Below are 18923 nucleotides of genomic sequence, written 5' to 3' on the forward strand. Positions count from 1 at the left end.
CCAGCCGCCGCCAAAGCGGCACCGTCAGCGGCGCTTGCCCCTTTTCCCCCGCTTTGCGATAAGAGATCACGCACATTACAGGGATCACGCCATGGCTTTCCATGCCCGCCACCTTCTCGGGATCGAGCCGCTCTCGCCCATGGAGATCACCACCATCCTCGATCTCGCCGACCGCTATGTCGATCTGAACCGCCGCACGGTGAAACAGTCCGACACCCTGGCGGGGATGACGCAGATCAACATGTTTTTCGAGAACTCGACCCGTACGCAGTCGAGCTTCGAGATCGCGGGCAAGCGCCTTGGTGCCGATGTGATGAACATGAATATGGCGACCTCTTCGGTGAAAAAGGGCGAGACGCTGATCGACACCGCGATGACGCTGAACGCGATGCATCCAGATCTGCTGGTGGTGCGGCACGGGGCCTCGGGCGCGGTCAACCTTCTGGCGTCCAAAGTGAATTGCGCGGTGCTGAATGCCGGCGACGGGCGCCACGAGCACCCGACCCAGGCGCTTCTTGATGCGCTGACCATCCGGCGGGCCAAGGGGCGGATCGACCGGCTCACCATCGCGATCTGCGGCGATGTCGCCCATAGCCGCGTTGCGCGCTCGAACCTGATCCTTCTGGGCAAGATGGGCAATAACCTGCGCCTGATCGGGCCACCGACGCTGATGCCTTCGGGCTTTGCGGAACTGGGCGCGACCATCATCGAGGATATGCGCGAGGGGCTGAAAGGCGCCGATGTGGTGATGATGCTGCGGCTTCAGAAAGAGCGGATGGATGGCGGGTTCATTCCGTCGATGCGGGAATATTACCACCGCTACGGGCTGGATGCCGAGAAACTGGCCTATGCCAAACCCGATGCCATCGTGATGCATCCCGGCCCGATGAACCGGGGCGTCGAGATCGATGGCGAGATCGCCGATGATATCAACCGCTCGGTGATCCAGGACCAGGTCGAGATGGGGGTCGCGGTGCGGATGGCCTGTATGGATCTGCTGGCGCGCAATCTGCGCAGCGAGCGCGGCCGCCGGATCGCCGAGAGCTATGTCTGAGGCGACCGGATGACCGCGAACCGGGGGCAGACCGGGGCACAGGATCAGGCCATGACGCGGGAACAGGCCGGAGCTGGCGCCGCGCCTGCACCTGTGATCCTGTGGCAGGCCCGGCCGGATATGCGCATCTATGCCCTGATCGCGGTCATCGGCTCTGTGATGGGCTTTTACCCCGTCCTGCGCCTTGCCACTGCACTAGCCGGAACCGGCGAACCGCTGCCGCCGGTCGAAATCGCCTTCGCGCTGATCGCGGCCGCAATCTTCGTTTTCGCGGTCTTCATGCTGGTCGTCATCCTGGCTGGCGGGCTCGTGATCGAATATCGGCTGGAGCAGGGGACCTTCTTTGTTGAGCGCCGGCTTTTTGGCAGGCTCCGCCGCCGCGCCTATTCTGTATCCGGGATCCGCTTTTTTCGCATCCGCAGGTTTTCCTGCCTGGTCCAGGCCGGAAAACCCGACCCTGACGGCAGCTGGCCTGCCAGCTCCACCATAACCCTGTTCAGTGCCGCACAGCGAGACAGCCTGCGCCGCGCGCTGCCGGAAGGAACCTTCCCGTGACCACGCCCGACCCCAATCGCAAACCCACAAAGGCCGAGATGCGCCAGGGCGGCATGGTCGCCACAGCGGTCCTGCTGATCCTCGTCGTGCTGACCGTGGTTTTTGTCTGGGTCGGAGGCTGACCCATGGCCTCCGCCCTCCCGCCAGGCTGGGAAGACATTCTCGACCCGGGCGAGGAGATTCTGTGGCAGGGGCGCCCGGAGGCACGGTTCGACTGGGCTGACCTGATCCATTTCAGGCTGCTGATGGGCGCGCCTTGTGTGGTTTTTGCGCTGTTCTGGATGAGCCTCGCCTCAGGTTTCGCCGCCGGGCCGCCTTTCCCGATCAATATCCTCTTTCTGCTTTTTGGCCTGCCGGTCCTCCTGATGGGGCTGACCCTGTGTTTTGGCGCGCCGGTCGGTCGCTGGCTGCGGCTCAGGGGCAGTTTCTACACCCTGACCGACCGCAATGCCTTTATCGCGACCGAGATCCTCGGCCGCCGCAGGCTTGCGCGGTATGCGCTGCATTCCGGTCTGCATCCGGCGCTGGAAGAGGGGCTGCCGGGCTCGGTCTGGTTCGCAACCCGGGCCTGGGATGCGGCCAGCCTGACGCGTGGCAGCCTGATCGGCTTTGTCCACAGCACCGGCATCTTCGGCGAAAGGATCGGATTCGAGGATATCCCCGAAGCGCGGCGTGTATTCACCCTGATGCTTGAGGCCATGCGCCGGCCAGCCCCAATGACCGGCGGCGGTGCATCATGAGACAGGCAGGTGCGTCACGGAACCTGCTGTCAGGACAGCGTATCCCGAGCGGGGAAAGCCGTCCGGCCAACCCGGCTGGAGCCGCGATCTCGCGCCCGGAGCATGGCTCTTATGGACCGCGCGCCCGGCGCCGGGGTGACCTCGGGAGGACCAGCGATCCGCGTCATGGCACCCACTCCCTGCATCTGGCGATGCGCGTCACAGTGGACAGCGAGGGAGACAAGTCCTACACCCGCACCGGGTTTGAACGTCTGACCGATGCAGAACATGTAATGCAGCTGGTCCCCGACATTCAGGCCAAAGCATCTCTGGCCAAAGCACTGCCGGCCAGGTCACAGCCCGACACGGATCCCGGATGACCATCCTTCATTTCACCAATGCCCGCCTGATCGACCCCGAAACGCTGAGCGATGCACCGGGCAGCCTGACCGTGGTGGATGGCGTGATCGCCGAGCCCGCGAAAAAGCTGCCGAAAGGCGCGGTCAGCATTGATTGCGGCGGCAAATGCCTCGCCCCCGGAATCGTCGACTGGGGCGTCAAGATCGGCGAGCCGGGCGAGCGCCATCGTGAAAGCTTCCGCTCGGCCGGGCTTGCAGCAGCGGCGGGGGGCGTGACCACGGTGATCGCGCGGCCCGACACATCGCCCGCGATCGACACGCCCGAAGTGCTGGAATTCGTCACGCGCCGCGCCGCCGAGGCCGCGCCGGTCCGCATCCGCCATATGGCGGCGCTGACCAAGGGGCGTCTTGGTCATGAGATGACCGAGATCGGCTTTTTGCTGGATGCGGGCGCGCTGGCCTTCACCGATGGTTTCCATGTCTCCACCGACACCAAGGCGCTGTCGCGCGCCTTCACCTATGCGCGCTCGCTCGGGGCGCTGGTCGTGTGCCATCCGCAGGAGCCGGAGCTGTCCAAAGGCGGCGCCGCGACCTCCGGCAAATTCGCGAGCTTCCGCGGCATTCCGGCGGTCTCGCCGATTGCCGAGCGGATGGGGCTGGAGCGTGACCTCGCGCTGGTCGAGATGACCCGCGCCCGCTATCATGCCGATCAGATCACCACGGCACATGCGCTGCCGGCGCTCTCGCGCGCCAAGGCTGCCGGGCTGGATGTCACCGCCGGCACCTCGATCCACCATCTGACCCTGAATGAGCTGGATCTGGGCGATTACCGCACCTTCTTTAAACTGACGCCGCCCTTGCGGTCGGAAGAGGACCGGCAGGCGATCATCGCGGCGCTGGCGGATGGGCTGATCGACGTGATCGCGTCCTTCCACACGCCCGCCGATGAGGAATCGAAACGTCTGCCCTTTGAAGAGGCGGCCCCCGGCGCGGTGGCTCTTGAGACGATCCTGCCGGCCGCGATGCGGCTTTACCATGCCGGCCATCTGAGCCTGCCGCAGATCTTCCGCGCCATGGCACTGAACCCGGCGAACCGGCTTGGCCTGCCGCAGGGCCGGCTCTCGGTCTCGGCCCCGGCGGATCTGGTGCTTTTTGACCCGGATGCGCCTTTCCTGATGAACCGCTTTACGCTGCAATCGAAATCGAAGAATACGCCCTTTGACGGGGCGCGGATGGAGGGGCGCGTGCTGGCCAGCTGGGTCGGCGGGCGCGAGGTGTTCCGCTCGGCCATCTGAAACGCCGCCTGGGTTAAACGCCGCCACCGGGCCCGGGCCCTGTGAGCGCAGGGAGAGACAATAAATGCCGGATTTTGTAACCGGGCGTGAGACGCTGATCCTGGTGGCCATCCTGGCCTATCTGCTGGGATCGGTGCCGTTTGGGGTGCTGATCACCCGCGTAATGGGCCTTGGCGACCTGCGTCAGATCGGATCAGGGAATATCGGCGCGACCAATGTTCTCAGAACCGGGAATAAGGCGGCAGCGCTGGCGACATTGCTGCTCGATGGCGGCAAGGGCGCACTTGCGGTTATCCTGGCGCGCTGCTGGGCCGGCGCGGAAGACGCCGCCCAGATCGCGGCACTTGCGGCCTTTCTCGGCCATCTCTTTCCGATCTGGAGCGGCTTTCGCGGCGGCAAAGGGGTTGCGACCTTCCTTGGGATCCTGCTGGCACTGGCGCCGCCGGTCGGCATTCTGACCTGTCTGACCTGGCTGATCGGCGCGATTGCGACCCGGATGTCCTCGGCGGCGGCCCTGATCGCGGCGGCCCTGACACCACTTTGGGTGCTGATCGCCGGGATGAAAGATATGCCGGCCTGGATTGCCTCACCCGGTGCGGGGCGAATGCTGATCCTCGTCGTACTGCTGACAGTGCTGATCTATATCCGCCACGCCGCCAATCTGAAGCGGATCAAATCCGGGACCGAGCCGAAGATCGGTGGGAAAAAGACCTGATCTGCGATGATTGAACTCGGTCTCGCAATCCTGCTTCCGCTTGCGCTGATCGCCTGGCTGCTGGCACTTGCCGGGGGCTTGCGGCGGCGGTGGCGCGCGCGGGCAAAGGCGCGCAGACCGCTTGCAGTGCTCGATGGCTCCAATGTGATGCATTGGCGTGACGGCAAGCCCCAGCTCGCCACCCTGAAGGAGGTGCTGCGCCGGCTTGATCAGATGGGCTATGGCTGCGGCGTGGTTTTTGATGCCAATGCCGGCTACCGGCTGACCGGGAACTATATGAATGACCGGCAATTCTGCCGGTTGCTCGGGCTGGAGCAGGACCATGTTCTGGTGGTGCCCCGGGGCGCGCAGGCCGATCCCTTCCTGCTGGATTTCGCAAATCAGAGCGAGGCGGTGATCATCAGCAATGACCGCTTTCGCGACCGGATCGCCGGCTACCCTGACCTCGCCCGCCCCGGCCGTCTGGTTCGGGGCGGCTATCGCGACAATGCGCTGTGGCTGGATCTTGCTCCGGCACGGCAAGCGGCCGGCAAATAAAAATTCCGCAAATCAGTAGCTTGACGCGTCATAGATCGGCGCAAGGCTGCCGGCCCAGTCGCCATGATACAGTTCGAGCCAGCGATCGGCCTGGACCTTTCCGGCCTTGACCGAGGTGACCAGCGGCGCAAGCCAGATCTCTTCGCCATGACCGCGCTCTGCCAGGCCGGTATGGGCAAGCGAAAGCGCCGCATGGGCCAGATCGGCCAGCTTCACCCCATTCGCCTCGCCCTGCAGTGCTGAAACCGAAGCCGCGACGCGCAGCCCCTCGCGGGTCTCGCTGTCGATATTGCGGACCAGTTCCCATGCGGCGTCCAGCGCGGCATCATCATAGGTCAGCCCGGTCCAGAAGGCCGGCAGCGCGATCAGATGCGCGCGGTCGCCGCAATCCGCGCCGCGCATCTCGATATATTTCTTGACCCGCGCCTCGGGGAAAACCGTGGTCAGATGGTCGGCCCAGTCGGACAAAGTCGGCTTCTCGCCCGGCAGAGCCGGAAGCTTGCCATCGAGGAAATCGCGGAAGCTCTGCCCGAGCGCATCGATATATTTGCCGTCGCGATAGACGAAATACATCGGCACATCGAGCACCCAGTCCACATAGGCCTGAAAGCCCATGCCTTCGTCGAAGGCGAAAGGCAGCATCCCGGTGCGGCTGTCATCAAGGCCACGCCAGATCCTGGAGCGCCAGGACTTATGGCCGTTCAGCTTGCCGTCAAAAAACGGGGATGATGCGAACAGGGCTGTCGCCACCGGCTGCAGCGCCAGCGCCACGCGCAGCTTTTTCACCATGTCTGCTTCTGACGCGTAGTCGAGATTAACCTGCACCGTCGAGGTGCGGTACATCATCTGCGTGCCATGGGTGCCCACGCGGCCCATGTAATCGGTCATCAGCCGGTAGCGGCCCTTGGGCATCACCGGCATCTGGTCATGCGACCATTCCGGTGCCGCCCCGATTCCCATGAACCGGACCCCCATGCCCTCGGTCACCGCCGCAACCTCGGCGAGGTGATTGTCAAGTTCGGCCGCGGTCTCGTTGATGGTCAGGACCGGCGCGCCGGAAAGCTCGAACTGGCCGCCGGGCTCAAGGCTGATATTTGCGCCGTTGCGGGTAAGGCCGATGACGTTCTCACCTTCAAGCACCGGCTCCCAGCCAAAACGCGCCTCAAGCCCTGCGAAAATCGCGGAAATCGAGCGCGAGCCGTCATAGGGCAGCGGCTGTCTGGTATCGGTAAGCCAGCCGAACTTCTCGTGCTCGGTCCCGATGCGCCAGTCTTCCTTCGGTTTACAACCGCTCTCCAGCAAGGCCGCGAGCTGGTCAAGGCTCTCGATCGGGCCGCCTCCGGATTGTGGTATCGACATGGGCTGGCTCCGGCTTCGCTGTCAACTGGTCTCAGGCGACTGACCTGTCCTGTCCAGGGGGATATTGTCAAGCCCGCCAGATGCACAGATCCTGTGAGCCGGCGTTCCGGATGGGCCGGCCGGGCGGCCAGTCAGACGCCCGCTCACACGGGCCGGATGCCGCTGCCGGGCCGCGTCCAGACCAGATGTTCGCGCGCGCCGGTCGAGGGCAGCATGCTGCCTTGGGGCGCTACATCGGCATCAAGCGCCGCCACGAGGTTTGCGGCCGTCAGCCCTGGCAGGCTGGTCAGCGCATCGGCCAGATCCCCCGCCCCGGCGGATTCGAGTGGCACGATCAGCCGCGCCCCCGAAAGGTCGCGCATCTGCCAGAGCCTGCGTCCCCGGAGCGTGACCAGCTTCAGTTCTGCAAGGTCATTCAGGCTGACCTCGCCTCCCATCACCGGATGCAGAAACCGGATGCGGCCCTCGTCCACCTCGATCAGCCCCGGCGCCGAAGGGTCGGCCTGAAAGCGCATACGCCGCCAGCCATTGACCGCCCAGCCAATCCCGAGCGCCATCACCGCCAGGCCCGGCAGCTGCCAGACCAGGGTGCCGCCGGCGAAGATCCACATGCCGAACAGAAGGAAAGCCGCACCTTCTATCACGCCCTGCCAGCGCCGTGCGCGGGCAACAAGCTCGGGGCGGATCATGCCCAATCCCCGAAAGACCGCTGCCAGAGCGTCACCGCCGCCAGTGCCGCCGTTTCGGCGCGCAGGATCCGGGGGCCAAGGGCGACGGGGCTGACAAAATCGAGACTGTCGAGTTTCGCGCGTTCCTCGGGCGTGAAGCCGCCTTCCGGCCCGATCAGGATCGCCGCAGGCGCGCCCGGCGCGCCCGGCCAGGTCCCATCCGACCCCGCCCGGATCTCATCGGCCCAATAGATCCGCCGCGCCGGATCCCAGCTCGCCAGAAGCCGGTCGAGCGGTTGCAGATCGCTGATCCCCGGCACAAAGGTCGCGCCGCATTGCTCGGCCGCCTCAATGGCATGGGCCTGCTGCTTGTCGAGCCGGAGCCGTTCGGCATTCATGCGCCGGGTCGAGATGGGCATCAGACGCGCAACCCCCAGCTCTACCGCCTTCTCAACAATGAAATTCGTGCGTTCCTTTTTGACCGGCGTGAACAAAAGCCACAGATCCGGCGGGAAGTCCTGCCGCCGCATCTGCGCCTCGCAGACCAGAACGCCGCGCCGTTTATTCGCCTCGGCCACGCGCGCGCGCCATTCGCCGTCACGCCCGTTGAACAAAAGCACCTCGGCGCCTGTTCCCAGCCGCATCACGGCAAAAAGATAGTTCGCCGCACCCTCAAGGACTGCGACGGCTTGCCCCTCACCAAGGGGCTGATCTACATGAAGTCTGACTTTCGGCCCGGACATGGAGGCGAAACTATGGCGCCCACAGACAGAACGCCAGAGGGAAGCGGCCAGCCCGAAGGGGATGATCTGCTGTCGCCGGTCGAGGCGGCACGGCTTGCCGATCAGCTGGAGGCCACGGCGGCGAAGATCAACACCGGCCAGGTGGCGGATGCGCCGCGCGGCAATTGGGTGGATCACCTCGCCCCGCCGGTGACGCGGCCCTTCCTGCGGCTGTCACGGGCAGACCGGCCGATCGGGACCTGGCTTTTATGGCTTCCCTGTCTCTGGGCGCTGGCACTGGCGGCGAATGATGGGTCTGGTTTTTCCTGGTGGGATCTGTGGCTGGTGGCCTCTTCCGGGGCTGGCGCCTTTCTGATGCGTGGCGCGGGCTGCACCTGGAATGACATCACCGACCGCGACTTCGATGCCTCGGTCGCACGGACCCGCTCGCGTCCGCTGCCTTCGGGCCAGGTCACGGTGAAAGGCGCGGTGATCTGGATGGCGGCCCAGGCGCTGATTGCGGCGCTGATCCTGTTCAGCTATAACCGGCTGGCGATCACACTTGGCATAGGCTCGCTGGCGCTGGTGATGATCTATCCTTTCGCGAAACGCTTCACCTGGTGGCCGCAGGTCTTTCTTGGCTTCGCCTTCAACTGGGGGGCGCTGCTGCTCTGGGCCGCGCATTCCGAAGATCTGCCGGTTGCGGCAGTGATCCTGTGGCTGGCGGGTATCGCCTGGACGCTGTTTTACGACACGATCTATGCCCATCAGGACAAGGAAGATGACGCGCTGATCGGGGTGAAATCCACCGCGCGGCTGTTTGCCGACCGGACCGGTCAATGGCTTGCGGGCTTTCTTGTACTTTCGGTGCTGCTGTTTGCGGCGGCGGTGATCCTCACCATCCCCGCAAGCCGGGGCATCCTGCCTGTGCTGATGGCGCTTTGTGGCATCTGGGCTTTCGGACTGCACCTTTTCTGGCAGTTGCGGCAGCTGGATGCGGATGATCCGGCCATCTGCCTCAGGCTTTTCAAATCGAACCGCGATGCTGGTCTGATCCCTGTGCTGTTTCTTGCCGTCGCAATCTTCCTCTGATTGATCCCTGCCGCCCAAGCGCCTAGGTAGAGGGACGATCCCGGCGGCCCGGTTCCCGTGGCCTGCGGGACTCCTACGGTTCCGCAAATCCCGGGTCTTCCTTTGCCGCAACGTCTGCTCACCCTGCCCCGTGCCGCTCTCGGTGCCCTTGCTTTCGCAATTGCCGGACTTTTGATGATCGGCATCGCCTTTTGCACGGTGCTGGTGATCGAAGACCGCACCCGGGACGTGCTGGGACAGCGCCTGACCGAAGCGCGGATGGACTGGGTCGGGGTGACGACCGACGGGATGCAGGTGGGACTGAGCGGCACCGCCCCGAACGAGGCGGCGCGGTTTCGGGCACTGAACCTTGTCGGCAGCCTCGTTGACAGCTCGCGGATCCGCGACGGGCTCGAGGTCGCCCCCACCACCGCCATCGAGGCGCCGCGTTTCTCGGTCGAGATGCTCAGAAATGATGACGGGATCCAGCTGATCGGCCTGATCCCGGCGATCCTCAATGAGGGCGAGCTGGATTCCGAAGGCCTTGCGGCAGCAGCCAATGGCTTTACCGCCGAAGACAGCGCCCCCGCCAATATGCTGCAGACCGCGAACTGGCCGGCCCCCGAGGGCTGGGACGCCTCGCTGCGCTTCGGGCTTGAGGCTTTGTCTTTGCTGAAACGCTCGAAGATCTCGGTCTCGGCCGGTGAGGTTCGGGTGACCGCCATCGCCGAAAGCCCGGCGGAAAAGCGGCGTTTTGAAACGGAGCTTGGCAAGCGCAAACCGGCCTCGGTCAGGCTGGATGCCGCGATTTCCGCGCCGCGCCCGGTGATCACGCCCTTCACACTGCGCTTTGTCGTTGATGGCAGCGGCGCGCGGTTTGACGCCTGTTCGGCTGATACCGAACGCGCCCGCAGCCTGATTCTGGCGGCCGCAAGCGCCACCGGGATGGAGGGGCCGGCAATCTGCACCGTGGGTCTTGGCACCCCGACGCCGCGCTGGTCGGAAGCGGCAGTACTGGCGATCCGCAAGCTTGGCGCCATGGGCCAGGGCAGCGTCACCTTCTCAGACGCGGATATCACCTTTGAAGCCGGCGAGGGCGTGACGCAGGAGGCCTTTGACACCGCGCTTGGCGATCTGCGCGCCGGCCTGCCGGATGTGTTCTCGCTGCAACCGGTGCCGCCCTCGACCGAAGCCGTGATCCGTGGCCCCGAGGAATTCACCGCCCGCCTTGTGACGGGGGGACGGGTCGAACTGCGTGGCCGCCTTGTCGATGAGGTGCAGCAGGCGGCGGTTGATGCCTATGCAAGGGCCTCATTCGGCGCGTCAAATGTCTATGTGGCGACGCTGCTGGACCCGGCCTTGCCCGATGGCTGGCCGTCAAGGGTGCTGGCGGGGCTCGAATCGCTTTCGATGCTGAGCGAGGGCACGCTTGTGGTGCGCGCCGACACAGTCGAACTGCGCGGCATCACCGGCAGCCAGGAGGCCCGTGGCCGTATCACCCAGATCCTGTCGTCGAAACTGGGCCAGGGCCGCAATTTCCGCGTCGAAGTCACCTATGACAAAAAGCTCGACCCGCTGGCCGCACTGCCGACACCTGCAGAATGCGCCGCTGACGTGGCCGCGATCATGGCGAAATCGAAAATCGCCTTCACGCCGGGATCGGCCGAGATCGCCTCGGAGGCCGGACCGCTGATCAATGAAATCGCTGAAGTGCTGAAGCGCTGCCCGGCGATTCCGATGGAAATCGCAGGTCATACCGATTCGCAGGGTTCGGAAAGCGGCAATGCGGCGCTGAGCCAGGCCCGGGCCGAGGCGGTGCTGATGGCCTTGCAGGGCCGTCGCGTCGATGTGTCGAATATGACGGCCCTCGGCTATGGCGAAAGCACCCCCATCGCGGATAACGCCACCGAGGCCGGGCGCGAGGCCAATCGTCGCATCGAATTCAGCCTGAAAGGCGCCGCCGCCCCCGAAACGCCGGCAAAAGCGGCACCTGCCGAAGAGACAGCCCCCACCGGTGACGAAATCGCCACCGCCCCGGAGGATGAGGATCTCGAAGACCTGGTGCTTGGCTCTTCGGACCCCGATGATCCGGCAACTCCGGCTGATGAAGCGGGCGAGCACGATGTCCAGGTGCCTGCCGCGCAAGGGACTGCTCAGCCGAAGACCGAATCGCCCCCCTCCCCCGCATCGCCTGCAACAGCCGGCCCTGCCCAGGCGGAGTCGGAGGCGCCGTCTGAGCCAGGCCCGGAAATCGTCTATACCTATAGCGGCCCCTCGCTGGCCCCTGCAGAGCAGACCATCCGCCCGAAAACCCGCCCTGCCAGCGCCGGCCAGGACTGAGCCGCGCGCCCGATTGATAACCCCGGATGCGTCGCCCGGATGGCGCCAGCGGGACCAGGAAAGTAAATTTGCATGAACCGGACAGAATTCATCATTGCCACCTCGGTCATCCTGTTGCTGGCCTTTGCACTTGGCTGGTTCAGCCACTGGCTGCTGCACCGGTTCTCGCGCAATGCCGGCAATGACCTGACCGAGCTGGAACGCCTGGCGCAATCGCTGCATGAGACCGAAGAAATGCGCGATCAGGCCATTGTCTGGCTCGAATCCCGCGAAGCGGAACTGGGCAATCAGATCAGCCAGACCGAGGCGGAACTGCGCGCCGCGATGGAAGGCCTGCGCGAGGCCCGCCAGGAAGCCGAAGAGATGCGCGCCTATATTGAACGGATGCACGCGAACAGCTGAGGCCTTCGCGCCTTTCCTTTGGCGGATACCTTCGGCGGGAATATCTGGATCAGCAGGAAAGCGGCAATTCCGCTGACCTGAATACGCCCCGCCGCGCGTCCCGATCTGCCTTGTATTATGCCGCCAGCCCTCGCCGGATTTGCACTGTAACTGGACTGATCGCGCGCCCGACAGTAGACAAGTGGCCTTACGGATGCCACCTGAGGAAAAACCCTTCAGCGGAGGCCTCCATGCCTGATTCCGTCACCAATCTGCGTTCGCTTCTGAAAGACCCCTCGCTTCTGGTCGAAAAGGCTTATGTCGCCGGCGCCTGGATCGATGCCGATGACGGCTCGACCTTCGAAGTGATCAACCCGGCACGCGGCGATGTGATTGCCCGCGTCCCCAATCTGAGCCGTGCCGAGACGGCCCGCGCCATCGCGGCGGCGGAAAAGGGACAAAAGGCCTGGGCCGCGCGTACCGGGAAAGAGCGCAGCCAGATCCTGAGGAAATGGTTCGATCTGATGATGGCGAATCAGGATGATCTCGGCACCATCCTGACCGCTGAAATGGGCAAGCCGCTGGCAGAAGCCAAAGGCGAGATCGCTTATGGCGCCAGCTTTATCGAATGGTTCGCCGAAGAGGCAAAACGGGTTTATGGCGAGACCATCCCCGGACATCAGCCCGACAAACGCATCACGGTGATCAAACAGCCGATCGGCGTTGTCGCCTCGATCACGCCCTGGAATTTCCCCAATGCGATGATCACCCGCAAATGTGGCCCGGCGCTGGCCGTTGGCTGCGCCTTTGTTGCCCGCCCCGCCGCTGAGACGCCGCTTTCCGCTCTGGCGATTGCAGTCCTGGCCGAGCGTGCCGGCATCCCGGGCGAGGTCTTCTCGGTCATCACCTCGAAACGGTCCTCGGATATCGGCAAGGAGTTCTGCGAGAACCCCATCGTGCGCAAGCTGACCTTTACCGGATCGACCGAAGTCGGACGGATCCTGCTGCGTCAGGCGGCGGATCAGGTGATGAAATGTTCGATGGAACTTGGCGGCAATGCGCCCTTCATCGTGTTTGACGACGCCGATCTCGACCGCGCTGTCGAAGGCGCGATGCTGTCGAAGTTCCGCAATAACGGCCAGACCTGCGTCTGCGCGAACCGGATCTATGTCCAGGCCGGCGTCTATGATGCCTTTGCCGAAAAGCTCGCCGAGGCCGTCGCGAAGACCAAAGTCGGCGACGGGCTTTCCGAACCGGTACAGTTCGGTCCCCTGGTCAATGAAGCCGCCGTTGAAAAGATCGAAGAGCACATCGCCGATGCGACCGCCAAGGGCGCGGTGGTGGCGCTTGGCGGCAAGCGTCACAAGCTTGGCGGCTCGTTCTTCCAGCCGACGATCCTGACCAATGTCACCTCGAAAATGCTGGTCACCACTGAAGAGACCTTTGGCCCGCTGGCGCCGCTCTTCCGGTTCGAGACCGAGGAAGAGGTGGTCGCGATGGCCAATGACACGATCTTCGGCCTCGCCTCCTATTTCTACTCGCGCGATATCGGCCGCATCACCCGCGTCCAGGAAGCGCTGGAATATGGCATTGTGGGCGTCAATACCGGGCTGGTCTCGACCGCAGAAGCGCCGTTCGGCGGCGTCAAACAATCGGGTCTCGGCCGCGAAGGCAGCCATCACGGCACCGAGGACTATCTTGAAATGAAGTATATCTGCCTCAGCGTCTGAGACCGGTTATCGGGGGCTGTCCGCCCCCGTACATCTCAGGACGCATCCGCCGGGGGTATCCGGAGGGCGAATGGATCATAAAGTTACAGGGGGCGCGCAGGCGCCCCTTTTTCTTTGCCGGCAAGCCACTGATTTTAAGGCTGTTATCTGATATCAACGCGGCGTTTTTGCCTGTCAGACGTCTCTTGCCCAGATTTGACCCATCGCGTCCCGATCCGGTTCTCTGCACGACCGGGGAGGAGAGCGCAGGCCAATCCAGGAAAGGACATGCCATGCTGCCTGTTACCAGCTCCGATAAACACCACACCGTTAAAAGCGGGGCCGCCAGAAACCATAGCGGTAAATTCCGGGCCGGTGTTGTCGCCGCCCTTGCCGCCGCTTCGGTCGCGCTGACCTCGATGCCCGCGCTTGCCTGGGGGAAAAAGGAACAGGGTTTCGTCGCCGGTGTTGCCACAGCGATCATCGTTGACCAGCTGATCCAGAACGGTCAGCACCGCCGGGATCACCAGCCCCGCTATGTGGAACAGCCGCGCTATTATGAGCCCACGCCGGTCTACCGCGAGCCGCCCCGCAGCACCAGGAGCTACAGCTCGGTCTATTCGACCCCGGCGGGCCAGGCCTTCAACACCTATAGCCCTGGCGAGCGCAAAGCGATCCAGCGCCAGCTGCGTCGTGCCGGATATTATAATGGCGGCATCGACGGCGTGTTCGGCACCGGCACCTATAACGCCGTTTCGGCCTGGGCACGTGATACAGGCGCCTCGGGCAATCTGCGCACCACTGGCGGCGCCTTTGCCGTCTATGACGGGCTGCTGTTCTGAACCCGGCCTGATCTCAGGTACCGTTACAGCGGGATTACTGCGGGTGGGCACAGGTGGCCCGCCCGCTAAAACGCGCAGTGGCGGATGAGACCCGGGCCGGCCTCTGGCCGGCAATTCCCCAGGCCGGCCAGAGGACAAGCCCCCAGAGGGCGGGCACCCGAGTACGATGACCTGAGATCCGGGGCCGGACGCCCCCTGCATCCGTCCCGATGGAGGGGGCCTTCCGATCAGACCTGCCCTTCCCCTAGTCCAGATCGTAACTGAACCAGGCGTCTCATGGACGGTCCGGGCGTCGTCCAGCACTTCGGGCAGATCGCGCAGCGCGATATCGGTCGGCATGGCGGTGAAATCCCATTGCAGCACTAGCTGGCCCGGCCCTGGCACCGCCCCCTCAAGCCTGTAGCTGAAAGCCGGATTCTCAAGCTGCACCGCCTGCGGAGGCAGCAGCATGCCGAAACGGCCCCGGAGCTCGGCCCGATGCCGGGAATTGCGCTGTGAAATCCTCGGCTGTCAGCGGAAAGCCCGTCATTACCCCCTCATCCCGGATCACCGAAGCCGGCAGGAAATAGCGTTCATGCGTCCCCACGCTGTTGTTTTCCGCGTCATCGGTGAAATCGGGCTCCCGGATCATGGCAATCTGAGGAAAAACGATCTGGTAATAGCCGAGCAGTTCGACGGAAATGTCCCCGATCCCAGGCTCGGTATAGCGGTAGCGCAGATCATCCGCGGCCGAGCCGCGATGCTCCGATGTCACGTCGAGAAACAGGCCCGCCGGGGTGAAACGCCAGGTTTCCTGCACATCACTGGTCCAGATCGCGGCGGGTTTCACCTCCATCACCACCGGCCGCATAATGCCCCGCCAATATGGTCGCGATCCGTCCCCAGTCACGATCGCCACTCACCCGTAACACGGTGCGTTGATCGACCCATGAAGGCGCAAGTTCCTCACCCGCGGGCGTGATGAGATCGAAAAGCTGATAGTCATGGCGCGTGCCCCAGCCCGCAACCGGCCCGGTTGCCTGCGTCACCTCGTCGGGCAGGGCCGGGGCGAAAATCTCTTTCCCCGTCGGCCAGTTCACCACGGCCCGTGCAAGCGTGACGCGGTTGTCAAATTTCAGCGGCGCCACCGCCTCCTGGTCAGGCCCGCACTCCGAATCCGACAGATCGGGATGCGAGCGGCGCAGGAAAGACAGATCGGGACTGTCGCCGGCGCGCAGCCTGGGGAAGGTCATCATGACGAAATACTGCGGATTGAGCGGGCTGGCCTCATAGCTGGCGCTGAACAGCTCGACCGCCATTTGCGGTGTATCCCAGAGCTCGATCTCCTCGCCATCGCGCCAGAGTGAGGCGCCCGTCAGCGTAAAATCTTCAAGCGCGCTGTTATAGTCGAAGATCTGTGTACCGGCTTCGGTGGCGGCCCCGTCGGTCGCCATCTCGATCAGCTGGCGTTCCCAGATCTGGCGACTGCCGCCCTCCCAGGTGAATTGCATTTCCCTCAGCAGATAGCGCGGGCGGTCGATCTCGTCGCCTCCGATACCAGAAAGCGCTGCGATATCAGGAAGATAATCTACCCAACCCGGAACAGGAACCCGTTTGAGCCCCGCCTCTTCGGCAAAGCCGGGATGGTGGCCAGAAAAGCCGTTAGCATGGCAGCGCCCGGCAACAAAACGGCCTGAACAAGTGCGAAACACACAACGCGGACCATATCATCGCTCCCTGGGGCGGCGGGGTGGTCTGCCAAAAGCTGCGGCGCGGTTCCGCGCGGGCAAGCCTGCTGCAAAGCCGCCGGTGCGACAAGGCGGCAAAACCAGAGGACCAGATGGCCGCTGCGGAAAAAAAATGCGCCGCGCCTCCAGGGATTGCCAGCCGGGCTGCGTCTGATTAGCACCATGCTGATGGATACGCCCGACGAAACCCTTGCCAGCGCCGCGGCCGAAGGCGACCGCGCAGCCTTTGCGACCCTTGTTGCACGGCATTACGACCGCATTTTCGGCCTGGCCTGGCGGCTGAGCGGCAACCGCTCCGACGCCGAGGATCTGGCGCAGGATATCTGCGCCGCACTGCCGGTGAAACTCAGGAACTGGCGCTCTGAGGCGCGGTTCACCACCTGGCTTTACCGCGTTGTGGTCAATGCCGCCCATGATCAGCGCCGCCGCCAGGCGACGCGCTCAAAGGCAGCCGAGGGCTGGGGCGACTGGGAACTCGCGCGCCAGGACGAGATCGAAACCGGGCGCGAGGCCGAGATCTGGCTGCATCAGGCCATGGCGCAGCTGTCTTCTGAACTCAGGGACACGGTGGCGCTGGTCCTGGGCGAGGAAATGACCCAGGCCCAGGCAGGAGAGGTCCTTGGCGTAACCGAGGGAACCATCAGCTGGCGGATGTCAGAGGTCAAAAAACGCCTGCGGGTGATCGCGGCAAGAGAGGTCGGAAAATGACCGATGAGCTGAATGATCTGCGTGCCGCGCTGAAACGCGCGCCGGCTTCGGACCCCGAGGCCCGCACCCGTGCTCTGACCCTGGCGATGGAAAATTTCGACCGGCTCCAGGGATCGGGGGAAGCGTCGCGTCACAAGGAAGACCGCCCGGGGGCAGATGCGCCCCGGCAGGCGGGCTTCTTTGGTGGAGTGCGACAGATGATGAAATTTCTCACCGCAAAGCCGGCCTTGCTGGCAACGACTTCGGCGGCGGCCCTGGTGGTCGGCGTGGCGATTTTCCTGCCTTTGGGCAATATTCCCGGGATCGGCGGCGGCACGACGGGCGTCACCGGAGCTGTAAGCCCGGGCAGCAATATCCCCGCCCAGAAGGCGCCTGCCCCCGAACCGGCGCTTACCGCATCCTCCCTGGACGTAACAGCCGGGGAGGCGCCGGTCGTCACGGAACCAGCCGCCGCACCGCAGGCCGCAGCCAAAATTGCCGCAGATGAGGTGGCTGCTCTGGGGGGCTCCCCAAAACCAGCGCCCCAGCCAGAAAATCCGCAACCGGGGGCCGCAGCACGGACTACAGCAGAAGCCGTTCCTGTCGACCAGGCTGAATATGCGGCTGCCGCCTCCTCTGCAGTCGAGATGCTGGCGGAGGCGCCCTCGCAGCCGATGAATGACGCACGCCTGCGCATGTCGAACAGCATCATGCCCGCAGGAGACATGGCCTATCTGCCCGCCCCTGCCCCTTCGACCGAGATCTATGCCAATGCAGTGGCCAATCCGGTCAAAGTCACCGTGGACGAACCGGTCTCGACCTTTTCGACCGATATCGACACGGCGTCCTGGTCGGTGATCCGCTCGACCCTGAACGCAGGCATCCTGCCCGCGCCGGAACAGGTGCGGGTCGAGGAAATGGTGAACTATTTCCCCTATGCTTACGCCGCACCCGAGGGGGATGAGGCTTTCGCCACCACGGTCGCGGTCATGCCGACGCCCTGGAACCCGGAGACGCGGCTGGTGACCATCGGCCTCCAGGGCGCGCTGCCCGAGATCGCCGCCCGGCCACCGCTGAACCTTGTATTCCTGGTCGATACTTCGGGATCGATGCAGGACATGAACAAGCTGCCGCTGCTGAAACAGTCGCTCGCGCTGATGCTGCCTGAATTGCGGCCCAAGGATCAGGTTGCCATCGTCGCCTATGCCGGATCCGCCGGCACCGTGCTGGAGCCGACCCCGGCCGGCGAGCGCGACAAGATCCTGAACGCGCTCGACAGTCTGTCGGCGGACGGCTCGACCGCCGGGGCAGAAGGGCTGGAGCTGGCCTATCAGCTGGCCGCGAAGATGGCGGGCGAAGGTGAGGTCAGCCGTATCCTGCTGGCGACCGATGGCGATTTCAATGTCGGTGTGTCGGACCCCGGGGGGCTTGAGGCCTATGTCGCGAAGAAGCGCGCGGGCGGCACCTATCTGTCGGTGCTGGGCTTTGGACGCGGCAATCTGGATGACGCGGTGATGCAGGCGCTGGCGCAGAACGGCAACGGCACGGCGTCTTATATCGACAGCCTGTCAGAAGCGCGAAAAGTGCTGGTTGACCAGCTGACAGGGGCACTTTTCCCCATTGCAGATGATGTAAAAGTGCAAGTCGAGTGGAACCCAGCCCAAGTCGCGGAATACCGGCTGATCGGCTACGAGACCCGGGCGCTGGCGCGGGAAGACTTTAACAATGACAAGGTGGATGCCGGTGAGATCGGCGCGGGCCTGCAGGTCACGGCGATCTATGAGGTGACGGCACCGGGTTCGGCGGGCCTGAAAAACGACCCGCTGCGCTATGGCTCCTCCGGAGCGGTGAGCGGCGGCGGCAGTGATGAGATGGGCTTTCTGCGGCTGCGCTGGAAAGAGCCGGGGGAAAGCATCTCGCAGCTGAAGGAAACCCCGATCACCGGGCTGGAACCAGCCTCTGACGAGACCCGTTTTGCGGCCGCGATTGCCGGCTTTGGCCAGCTTTTGCAGGGTTCTGCCTATACCGGCGACTGGGGCTATGACGATGCGATCAAACTTGCGCTGGCAGCGCGGGGTGCGGATGAATTCGGCTACCGGATCGAAGCGGTGACCCTGATGCGGCTGGCGCAGAGCCTCGCGAAATAGGGGTCGCCTCGCGAAACTGACGAGGGTCGTCAGGCA

Annotated in this window: 20 protein-coding genes; 15 read left to right on the plus strand and 5 right to left on the minus strand. The window is 64.3% G+C overall.

Annotated features, from left to right (window positions below):
* Positions 1–91 precede the first annotated feature (91 nt).
* The 8 genes from BLW25_RS11950 to BLW25_RS11980 all read left to right on the plus strand — a co-directional run bounded on the left by BLW25_RS11950 (position 92) and on the right by BLW25_RS11980 (position 5234).
* On the plus strand, positions 92–1054 hold the full coding sequence (locus BLW25_RS11950; protein WP_092899310.1) for an aspartate carbamoyltransferase catalytic subunit: 963 nt from the start codon (positions 92–94) through the stop codon (positions 1052–1054).
* Positions 1055–1063: 9 nt separating this feature from the next.
* Positions 1064–1609 (plus strand): hypothetical protein, encoded by a 546-nt coding sequence (locus BLW25_RS11955; protein WP_092899312.1) that lies wholly within the window; start codon positions 1064–1066, stop codon positions 1607–1609.
* Positions 1606–1731 (plus strand): hypothetical protein, encoded by a 126-nt coding sequence (locus BLW25_RS25240; RefSeq protein WP_283176111.1) that lies wholly within the window; start codon positions 1606–1608, stop codon positions 1729–1731. Before BLW25_RS11955 ends, BLW25_RS25240 begins: the two co-directional genes overlap by 4 nt.
* 3 nt (positions 1732–1734) lie before the next feature.
* On the plus strand, positions 1735–2349 hold the full coding sequence (locus BLW25_RS11960) for a hypothetical protein (protein WP_092899314.1): 615 nt from the start codon (positions 1735–1737) through the stop codon (positions 2347–2349).
* The gene (locus tag BLW25_RS11965) at positions 2346–2708 is read left to right on the plus strand and encodes a hypothetical protein (RefSeq protein WP_092899316.1); all 363 of its coding nucleotides are present in this window, start codon (positions 2346–2348) and stop codon (positions 2706–2708) included. The genes BLW25_RS11960 and BLW25_RS11965 overlap by 4 nt, the downstream gene beginning before the upstream one ends.
* A complete protein-coding gene (pyrC, locus tag BLW25_RS11970; RefSeq protein WP_092899318.1) occupies positions 2705–3982 on the plus strand; it encodes a dihydroorotase in 1278 nt (425 codons plus the stop codon). The genes BLW25_RS11965 and pyrC overlap by 4 nt, the downstream gene beginning before the upstream one ends.
* A 64-nt stretch (positions 3983–4046) precedes the next feature.
* Positions 4047–4697 (plus strand): glycerol-3-phosphate 1-O-acyltransferase PlsY, encoded by a 651-nt coding sequence (gene plsY, locus BLW25_RS11975; protein WP_092899320.1) that lies wholly within the window; start codon positions 4047–4049, stop codon positions 4695–4697.
* 6 nt (positions 4698–4703) lie between these two features.
* Positions 4704–5234, plus strand: a complete 531-nt coding sequence (locus tag BLW25_RS11980; RefSeq protein ID WP_092899322.1) for an NYN domain-containing protein — start codon at positions 4704–4706, stop codon at positions 5232–5234.
* A 12-nt stretch (positions 5235–5246) separates the two neighbouring features.
* Here BLW25_RS11980 and BLW25_RS11985 read toward each other — a convergent pair whose 3' ends face one another.
* The 3 genes from BLW25_RS11985 to BLW25_RS11995 all read right to left on the minus strand — a co-directional run bounded on the left by BLW25_RS11985 (position 5247) and on the right by BLW25_RS11995 (position 8004).
* Positions 5247–6593, minus strand: a complete 1347-nt coding sequence (locus tag BLW25_RS11985) for a glutamate--cysteine ligase (RefSeq protein ID WP_092899323.1) — start codon at positions 6591–6593, stop codon at positions 5247–5249.
* A 143-nt stretch (positions 6594–6736) separates the two neighbouring features.
* Positions 6737–7282 (minus strand): hypothetical protein, encoded by a 546-nt coding sequence (locus tag BLW25_RS11990; RefSeq protein WP_092899325.1) that lies wholly within the window; start codon positions 7280–7282, stop codon positions 6737–6739.
* Complete coding sequence (locus BLW25_RS11995; protein WP_092899327.1) at positions 7279–8004, minus strand: 16S rRNA (uracil(1498)-N(3))-methyltransferase; 726 nt, start codon at positions 8002–8004, stop codon at positions 7279–7281. Before BLW25_RS11995 ends, BLW25_RS11990 begins: the two co-directional genes overlap by 4 nt.
* A 141-nt stretch (positions 8005–8145) precedes the next feature.
* Here BLW25_RS11995 and ubiA point away from each other — a divergent pair, with 141 nt between their 5' ends.
* The 5 genes from ubiA to BLW25_RS12020 all read left to right on the plus strand — a co-directional run bounded on the left by ubiA (position 8146) and on the right by BLW25_RS12020 (position 14326).
* Positions 8146–9075 (plus strand): 4-hydroxybenzoate octaprenyltransferase, encoded by a 930-nt coding sequence (gene ubiA / locus BLW25_RS12000; protein WP_394328447.1) that lies wholly within the window; start codon positions 8146–8148, stop codon positions 9073–9075.
* A gap of 102 nt (positions 9076–9177) precedes the next feature.
* Positions 9178–11394 (plus strand): OmpA family protein, encoded by a 2217-nt coding sequence (locus tag BLW25_RS12005; protein ID WP_253188403.1) that lies wholly within the window; start codon positions 9178–9180, stop codon positions 11392–11394.
* Between the two features lie 72 nt (positions 11395–11466).
* The gene (locus tag BLW25_RS12010) at positions 11467–11796 is read left to right on the plus strand and encodes a hypothetical protein (protein ID WP_092899331.1); all 330 of its coding nucleotides are present in this window, start codon (positions 11467–11469) and stop codon (positions 11794–11796) included.
* A 230-nt stretch (positions 11797–12026) separates the two neighbouring features.
* A complete protein-coding gene (locus BLW25_RS12015; RefSeq protein ID WP_092899333.1) occupies positions 12027–13505 on the plus strand; it encodes an NAD-dependent succinate-semialdehyde dehydrogenase in 1479 nt (492 codons plus the stop codon).
* 272 nt (positions 13506–13777) lie between these two features.
* Positions 13778–14326, plus strand: coding sequence for a peptidoglycan-binding domain-containing protein (locus BLW25_RS12020; protein ID WP_092899335.1), 549 nt, complete (start codon positions 13778–13780; stop codon positions 14324–14326).
* Positions 14327–14744: 418 nt separating this feature from the next.
* Here the strand turns inward: BLW25_RS12020 and BLW25_RS12025 are convergent, their stop codons facing one another.
* Positions 14745–15161: a hypothetical protein gene (locus tag BLW25_RS12025; RefSeq protein WP_171909537.1), complete on the minus strand. Its 417-nt coding sequence runs from the start codon at positions 15159–15161 to the stop codon at positions 14745–14747.
* Positions 15127–16017 (minus strand): hypothetical protein, encoded by an 891-nt coding sequence (locus BLW25_RS12030; protein WP_092899339.1) that lies wholly within the window; start codon positions 16015–16017, stop codon positions 15127–15129. Before BLW25_RS12030 ends, BLW25_RS12025 begins: the two co-directional genes overlap by 35 nt.
* Before the next feature lie 204 nt (positions 16018–16221).
* Here BLW25_RS12030 and BLW25_RS12035 point away from each other — a divergent pair, with 204 nt between their 5' ends.
* Together BLW25_RS12035 and BLW25_RS12040 are read left to right on the plus strand one after the other, a co-directional pair.
* Positions 16222–16761, plus strand: a complete 540-nt coding sequence (locus tag BLW25_RS12035) for an RNA polymerase sigma factor (RefSeq protein ID WP_092901990.1) — start codon at positions 16222–16224, stop codon at positions 16759–16761.
* On the plus strand, positions 16758–18887 hold the full coding sequence (locus BLW25_RS12040; protein WP_092899341.1) for a vWA domain-containing protein: 2130 nt from the start codon (positions 16758–16760) through the stop codon (positions 18885–18887). Before BLW25_RS12035 ends, BLW25_RS12040 begins: the two co-directional genes overlap by 4 nt.
* Positions 18888–18923 lie beyond the last annotated feature (36 nt).

It is taken from the genome of Rhodobacter sp. 24-YEA-8 (genome assembly GCF_900105075.1).
Classification (GTDB): Bacteria; Pseudomonadota; Alphaproteobacteria; order Rhodobacterales; family Rhodobacteraceae; genus Pseudogemmobacter.